Here is a 7,894-nt window from a genome sequence, read left to right as displayed (position 1 = left end):
GACCGCACCACCCCCCTCACCCCCCACCACCCCGCCTACATCATCTACACCTCCGGCTCCACCGGCCGCCCCAAAGGCGTCGTCATGCCGGCATCGGCGCTGCTGAATCTCCTCGCGTGGCATCACCGCACGGTCGGTGGCGCACCCGGCAACAGGACCGCACAGTTCACAGCGATCAGCTTCGACGTGTCCGCTCAGGAGATTCTGTCGGCCGTCGCCTACGGCAAGACGCTGGTCATCCCCGACGAGTCCGTCCGCCGCGACGCGGCCCGGTTCGCCGCGTGGCTCGACGACCGCCAGATAGACGAGCTGTTCGCCCCGAACCTGGTGCTGGAGGCCCTAGCTGAGGCCGCTGTCGAGCAGGGCCGTACGCTGATGCGGCTGCGAACCGTCGCGCAGGCCGGCGAAGCTCTGACGCTCAGCGGCAAGGTCCGTGCATTCCACCGTTCGACCCCGGGCCGGGGACTGCACAACCACTACGGCCCGACCGAAACCCATGTGGTCACAGCCCACACGCTGGTCGGCGATCCTGACCTCTGGCAGCTGCCCGCGCCGATCGGCCGGCCCATCGCCAACACGCGTGCCTATGTGCTGGACGGCGGTTTGCAGTTGGTGGCGCCTGGTGTGGTGGGTGAGCTGTACATCGCGGGCGCCGGTGTGGCCCGCGGCTACCTCGGCCGTTCCGCCCTGACAGCTGAGCGGTTCGTCGCCGACCCGTTCAGCCTGGAGCCCGGCGGACGGATGTACCGCACGGGCGACCTCGTGCGCTGGAACGGCGACGGTGAGCTGGAATTCATCGGCCGCGCCGACCACCAGGTCAAGATCCGCGGCTTCCGCATCGAACCCGGCGAGATCGAGAAGGTCCTCACCGACCACCCCGACATCGCCCACGCCGCTGTGACCACGCATGAGGATCAGCCGGGGCGGTCCCGTCTGGTGGCGTACGTGGTGGCACGGGATGCTCTTCTACCCCAGCAGGTACGGGATTTCGCGCAGCAGAGCCTGCCGGAGCACATGGTCCCCTCCGCGGTGATCCTGCTCGATCGCCTGCCACTGACCACGACCGGCAAGCTCGACCGTTCCGCCCTGCCGACGCCGGACTTCGCGTCGGTCGGGTCGGGCCGGGAGGCACGCACTCCGCAGGAACAGATCGTCAGCGACCTGTTCGCCCAGGTACTCGGCCTACCGCGAGCCGGAATCGACGACGACTTCTTCGACCTCGGCGGGCACTCACTCCTCGCCACCCGCCTCATCGCCCGCATCCGCGCCACCTTCGGCGTCGAGATGGGCCTGCGCACCCTCTTCGAGGCTCGGACCGTCGCGGCGGTGGCGGCTCGGCTGGACACTGCTGGCCCGGCGCGACTTGCCCCGACCGTGCGGGAGCGGCCCGAGGTCATGCCGCTTTCCTTCGCGCAGCGCAGGTTGTGGTTCATCCACCAGATGGAGGGGCCCAGCGCCACCTACAACATTCCCCTCGCACTCCGCCTCACGGGCGGGCTGAACGAGGACGCACTGCGGGCCGCGCTGGCTGACGTCATCACCCGGCACGAAAGCCTGCGCACCGTCTTCCCCGAGATCGACGGCACCCCCTACCAGCACATACTGACCCCCGAAGCCGCCGCACCACGTGTGACCGTCATTCCGACGACGGAAGCCGAGCTGGCGACCGTACTCGAACAAGCAGCCCGGCACGCCTTCGACCTGGCCGTCGAACCCCCGCTGCGAGCCGACCTCTACGAGCTCTCCTCTCAAGAACACGTCCTGCTGCTGGTCGTCCACCACATCGCCGGCGACGGCTGGTCTCTCGGACCCCTCGCCTCCGACCTCACGCACGCCTACCCCGCCCGCACCCAAGGAGAAGTCCCGAACTGGGTTCCACTGCCGGTGCAGTACGCGGACTACACCCTGTGGCAGAACGAACTCCTCGGCGACCAGAACGACCCCGACAGCCTCTTCGCCACCCAAATCGACTACTGGACGAACGCCCTGGCCGATCTTCCCGACCAGCTGAGCATCCCCACCGACCGGCCCCGTCCGGCCGTGATGACCTACCGCGGGGACTACGTCACCGTCGCCATCAACCCCGAACTCCACCAGCGTCTCGCCGACCTCGCCCGATCCACCGGGACCAGTCTGTTCATGGTCCTCCAAGCAGGCCTCGCCTCCCTGCTGACCCGCCTCGGCGCGGGCCACGACATCCCCCTCGGCAGCCCCATCGCCGGCCGCACCGACCAGAACCTCGACCACCTCATCGGATTCTTCGTCAACACCCTCGTCCTGCGCACCGACACCACCGGCGACCCCACCTTCACCCAACTCCTCAACCAGGTCCGCGAAACCTCACTCGCCGCCTACGCCCACCAAGACGTCCCCTTCGAATACCTCGTCGAAATCCTCAACCCCACCCGCACCCTCGCCCACCACCCCCTCTTCCAAATCATGCTCGCCCTCCAAAACGCACCCGAAGGAACCTTCCAACTCCCCGGACTCCGCATCGACCTGGCACCCGGACGCACCGGAACCGCAAAATTCGACCTCTTCTTCAGCCTCGCCGAACAACGCGGACCCAACGGCGAACCCCAAGGGATCAACGGCGCGATCGAGTACTCCAGCGACATCTACGACGCACCAACCGTCCACACCCTCTTCGACCGCTGGATCCAGCTCCTCGACACCGCGACCGCCCACCCCGACCAACCCCTCAGCACCATCAACGTCCTCACCCCCGCCGAACGCCACCACCTGCTCCACACCTGGCAAGACACCGCTTCCCCGGTGAGCGAGACCCTCCTGCCGGACCGCTTCGCGGAACAGGCTGCCGCCACGCCCGACGCCGTGGCTCTGATCGTCGGGGATGCCACCCTGTCGTATGCGGAGCTGAACTCTCGCGCCAACCAACTCGCCCACGCCTTGTTGCGACGTGGTGCCGGGCCGGATCTGGTGATCGCCCTTGCGCTGCCTCGCTCGGCCGACCTGGTGGTCGCCCTGCTGGCAGTGCTCAAAACTGGTGCCTCGTACCTGCCACTGGATCCGGATCATCCGGCGGCACGCATCGAGTACGTGCTCGAGGACGCGCGACCTGCCCTGGTTCTCACTACGACGCGAACGGACCGGCTGGTGGCGGGCGGCTCGTCGCAGCGGTTGGTTCTGGACGCTGCCAATGTCCGCGCGCTGGTGGCTGACTGCTCCGACAGCGATCCGACCGACGCCGACCGTGTAGCACCGCTGCGGCCCGCGGACGCCGCGTACGTGATCTACACCTCCGGGTCGACCGGACGTCCCAAGGGCGTGGTCGTGCCGCACGCCGCGTTGCTCAACTTCTTGGAGGCCATGCGGCAGAAGGTCGAACTTCGGCCTGAGGAGCGGCTGCTCGCGGTCACCACCGTCGCCTTTGATATTGCTGCTTTGGAGCTGTATCACCCGCTTCTCTCCGGTGCAGCGGTGGTCCTGACGCCGAAGGAGTCGGTCGCGCAACCTTCTGCCGTACTGGACTTGATCGCCCGGCACGGTGTCACGGTCCTTCAGGGGACCCCCTCGCTGTGGCAGCTGCTGGTGGCGCACAACCCGGAGGCCCTGCGGGGCCTGCGCATGCTGGTCGGAGGGGAGGCACTGCCCACCGCCCTCGCCGAAGAAATGCGCGAGCTCACGGACGACCTGACCAACCTGTACGGACCGACCGAGACCACCATTTGGTCGACTGCCGGAGACTTGGCCGATGGCGCGGGCGCTGCCCCCATCGGCCGGCCGATAGCCAATACGCGGACCTATGTGTTGGATGACGAGCTGCAGTTGGTGGCGCCTGGTGTGGTGGGTGAGTTGTACATCGCGGGCGCCGGCGTGGCTCGCGGCTACCTCGGCCGTTCCGCCCTGACGGCCGAGCGATTCGTCGCCGACCCCTGCGGCCTGGAACCCGGCGGACGGATGTACCGCACCGGCGACCTCGTGCGCTGGAACGGCGACGGTGAGCTGGAATTCATCGGCCGCGCCGACCACCAGGTCAAAATCCGCGGCTTCCGCATCGAACCCGGCGAGATCGAGAAGGTCCTCACCGACCACCCCGACATCGCCCAGGCCGCCGTCATCGTTCGTGAGGACCAGCCGGGAGACGCCCGTCTGGTCGGCTATGTCGTCGCCGACAGTTCGACGGACGATCGCAATGAGCAGGTCGAAGAGTCACAGTTGAGCGAGTGGCAGGAACTGTACGACTCCGTCTACACCTCCGCGACCAAAACCGTGTTCGGCGAGAACTTCGCGAGCTGGAACAGCAGTTACGACGGCCGACCGATCCCGCTGGAGGAGATGCGGGAATGGCGGGACACCACCGTCAAGCGCATCAGGACGCTCCGTCCTCGCCGTGTGCTCGAAATCGGTGTCGGAACCGGTCTCCTGCTCTCTCAGCTCGCGCCCGAGTGCGATGAGTACTGGGGGACCGACTTCTCCCCCACCGTCATCAGGGAACTTCAGGCCCAGGTCGACAACGATCCCGTCCTGCTCCAGCGGGTTCGCCTGAGGACGCAACCCGCCCACGACTTCGGCAGTCTGCCCGACAACCACTTCGACACCATCGTGCTCAACTCCGTCGCCCAGTACTTCCCGAACGCCGGCTATCTCGAGCAGGTGCTTCATCACGCCATCCGCGCTCTCGCTCCCGGCGGTGCGGTGTTCGTGGGGGACGTCCGTAACCCCCGCCTGCTGCGCACTTTCACCACCGCGGTCCAGGCCGCCCGCGCCGACGACGCCGACACCGCCGCCATCCGCCGCGCCGTCGAACAGAGCCTCGTCCTCGGCAAAGAACTCCTCATCGACCCCGAATACTTCACCGCCCTCACCCACCACATCCCCGACATCGCCGGCACCGACATCCAACTCAAACGCGGCACCGCACACAACGAACTCACCCGCTACCGCTACGACGCCACCCTCTACAAAACCGGCATCACCCCCCACCCCCTCACCCACACCCCCCACCAACCCTGGGACCAGAACGCCGACGATGCCACCGCCAATCTGGCCGACCTCAGGCGACGGCTCGCGACCCAGCAGCCCGTCGAACTCCGGGTCACCGGAGTCCCCAACCCTCGCCTCACCCACGAGCTCGCCCTGCAGCACGCCCTCGATCACAACGCTCCTCTTCCCAGCCACACCTCCAACCCCCATATCGACCTGGAGATGTTCCATCAGCTCGGCGACGAGCTCGGGTACTGGAGCGGCATTACCTGGAGCACCCATGACGTCGACACGGTCGACGTCACCTACATCGTCCGCAGTCGGCTGGCCGCCGGCACCCCGACCCATACCTACACACCGGTCGATACCAGTGGCTCTGGAGCAACCCTCTCGACCTGGGTCATCAACCCGGCCACCAGCCGCGGCACCGCCGCCCTCCTCACCGCCCTCCGCGAACACACCCGCCAACACCTCCCCGACTACATGCAGCCCGCCGCCATCGTCCCTCTCGATCGCCTGCCACTGACCGCCAACGGCAAGCTCGACCGCGCCGCTCTGCCGGCGCCGGACTTCGCGTCGGTCGGGTCGGGCCGGGAGGCACGCACTCCGCAGGAGCAGATCGTCTGCGACCTGTTCGCGCAGGTACTGGGGCTGCCTCGGGCCGGGGTCGACGACGACTTCTTCGACCTGGGCGGCCACTCACTGCTCGCCACCCGCCTCATCGCGCAGATCCGATCGGTCTTCGGCGTCGAGGTCGGTCTGCGCACCCTCTTTGAGGGCCCGACGCCGGCCGCGGTGGCGGCCCTGCTCGACACTGCTGCACCTGGACGACTGGCACTCACCGTTCGGGCGCGGCCCGAGGTCATGCCGTTGTCATTCGCTCAGCGCAGGTTGTGGTTCATCCATCAGATGGAGGGGCCCAGCGCCACCTACAACATTCCGCTCGCACTCCGCCTCACGGGCGAACTCGACCGGGACGCACTACGGTCCGCGCTCGGTGACCTCGTCGCCCGGCACGAAAGCCTGCGCACCGTCTTCCCCGAGATCGACGGCACTCCCTGCCAGCACATACTGGACTCCGAAGCCGCCGCGCCGCGTGTGACCGTCATTCCGACGACGGAAGCCGAGCTGGCGACCGTACTCGAACAAGCAGTCCGGCACGCCTTCGAGTTGGCCGTCGAACCTCCCCTGCGAGCCGATCTCTTCGAGCTCTCCTCCCAGGAGCATGTCCTGCTGCTGGTGGTCCACCACATCGCGGGCGACGGCTGGTCGCTGGGACCGTTGGCTGCCGACCTCACCCATGCCTACACCGCCCGGACCCAGGGAGAGACGCCTCATTGGGTTCCGCTGCCGGTGCAGTACGCGGATTACACGCTGTGGCAGAACGAACTACTGGGCGACCAGAACGACCCCGACAGCCTCTTCGCCACCCAGATCGACTACTGGACGAACGCTCTGGCCGATCTTCCCGACCAGCTGAGCATCCCCACCGACCGGCCCCGGCCGGCCGTGATGACCTATCGCGGCGACTACGTCACCGTCGCCATCAACCCCGAACTCCACCAGCGTCTCGCCGACCTCGCCCGATCCACCGGGACCAGTCTGTTCATGGTCCTCCAAGCAGGCCTCGCCTCCCTGCTGACCCGCCTCGGCGCGGGCCACGACATCCCCCTCGGCAGCCCCATCGCCGGCCGCACCGACCAGAACCTCGACCACCTCATCGGATTCTTCGTCAACACCCTCGTCCTGCGCACCGACACCACCGGCGACCCCACCTTCACCCAACTCCTCAACCAGGTCCGCGAAACCTCACTCGCCGCCTACGCCCACCAGGACGTCCCCTTCGAATACCTCGTCGAAATCCTCAACCCCACCCGCACCCTCTCCCACCACCCCCTCTTCCAAATCATGCTCGCCCTCCAAAACGCACCCGAAGGAACCTTCCAACTCCCCGGACTCCGCATCGACCTGGCACCCGGACGCACCGGAACCGCAAAATTCGACCTCTTCTTCAGCCTCGCCGAACAACGCGGACCCAACGGCGAGCTCCAGGGGATCGGCGGTGCTGTCGAGTACTCCAGCGATATCTACGACGCACCCACGGTCCATGCCCTGTTCGACCGCTGGATCCAGCTCCTCGACACCGCGACCGCCCACCCCGATCAGCCGCTCAGCACCATCGACGTTCTCACCCCTGCCGAACGCCACCAGCTCCACCACACCTGGCAGGACACCGCACTGTCCCTGCCCGAAGCATCGCTCGCCGACCTCTTCACCCGCCAGGTAGCGAAAACCCCGGACGCCCCCGCCGTCATCACCACCGACAGCACCCTCACCTATCAGGACATCGATGCCCGCGCCAACCACCTCGCGCACCACCTCATCGCCCGCGGAGTCCGCCCCGGCGATGCCATCGCTGTCCTGCTCCAGCGCTCACCCGAGACCATCACGACGCTCCTGGCCCTGATGAAGACCGGCGCCGTCTACGTCCCCCTCGACACCCGCTACCCCGCCGAGCGCATCCACCACATCCTCGAGCAGACCAACACCACACTCGTCCTCACCGACACCACCTCACAAACCGCACTGCCGACCACCACGGCCGACCTCCTCATCTCCGAGACCACGCAGCTCAACCAACATGACCAGCACGCACCCGATGTCACGGTCCAGCCGGACGCCGCCGCGTACGTGATGTACACCTCCGGCTCCACCGGCACCCCCAAAGGCGTCGTCGTCTCCCACCGCAACGTCACCTCACTCGCCCTCGACCCCCGCTTCGATCCCCACGCGCACCAGCGGGTTCTGCACCACTCACCGTCCGCCTTCGACGCCTCCACCTACGAAATCTGGGTCCCACTCCTCAACGGCGGCGCCATCGTCATCGCCCCCGACGGCGACCTCGACATCCCCCTACTGCAGAAAACCATCACCGAACACCACGTCA

At 67.3% G+C, this 7,894-nt stretch carries 1 protein-coding gene; it reads left to right on the top strand.

Annotation, left to right across the window (positions count from 1 at the left end; all coding sequences use genetic code 11):
- Window positions 1–7,894, top strand: a 7,894-nt coding sequence (locus O3W51_RS46365) for a non-ribosomal peptide synthetase (protein WP_269290007.1), incomplete at both ends; no start/stop codon positions are given.

The sequence above is a fragment of the Streptomyces sp. H39-C1 genome (assembly GCF_027158125.1).
Lineage (GTDB): Bacteria > Actinomycetota > Actinomycetes > Streptomycetales > Streptomycetaceae > Actinacidiphila > Actinacidiphila fildesensis.
The sequence above is the reverse complement of the archived record's forward strand: the minus strand, read 5'-3'. Positions and strand labels throughout refer to the sequence as shown.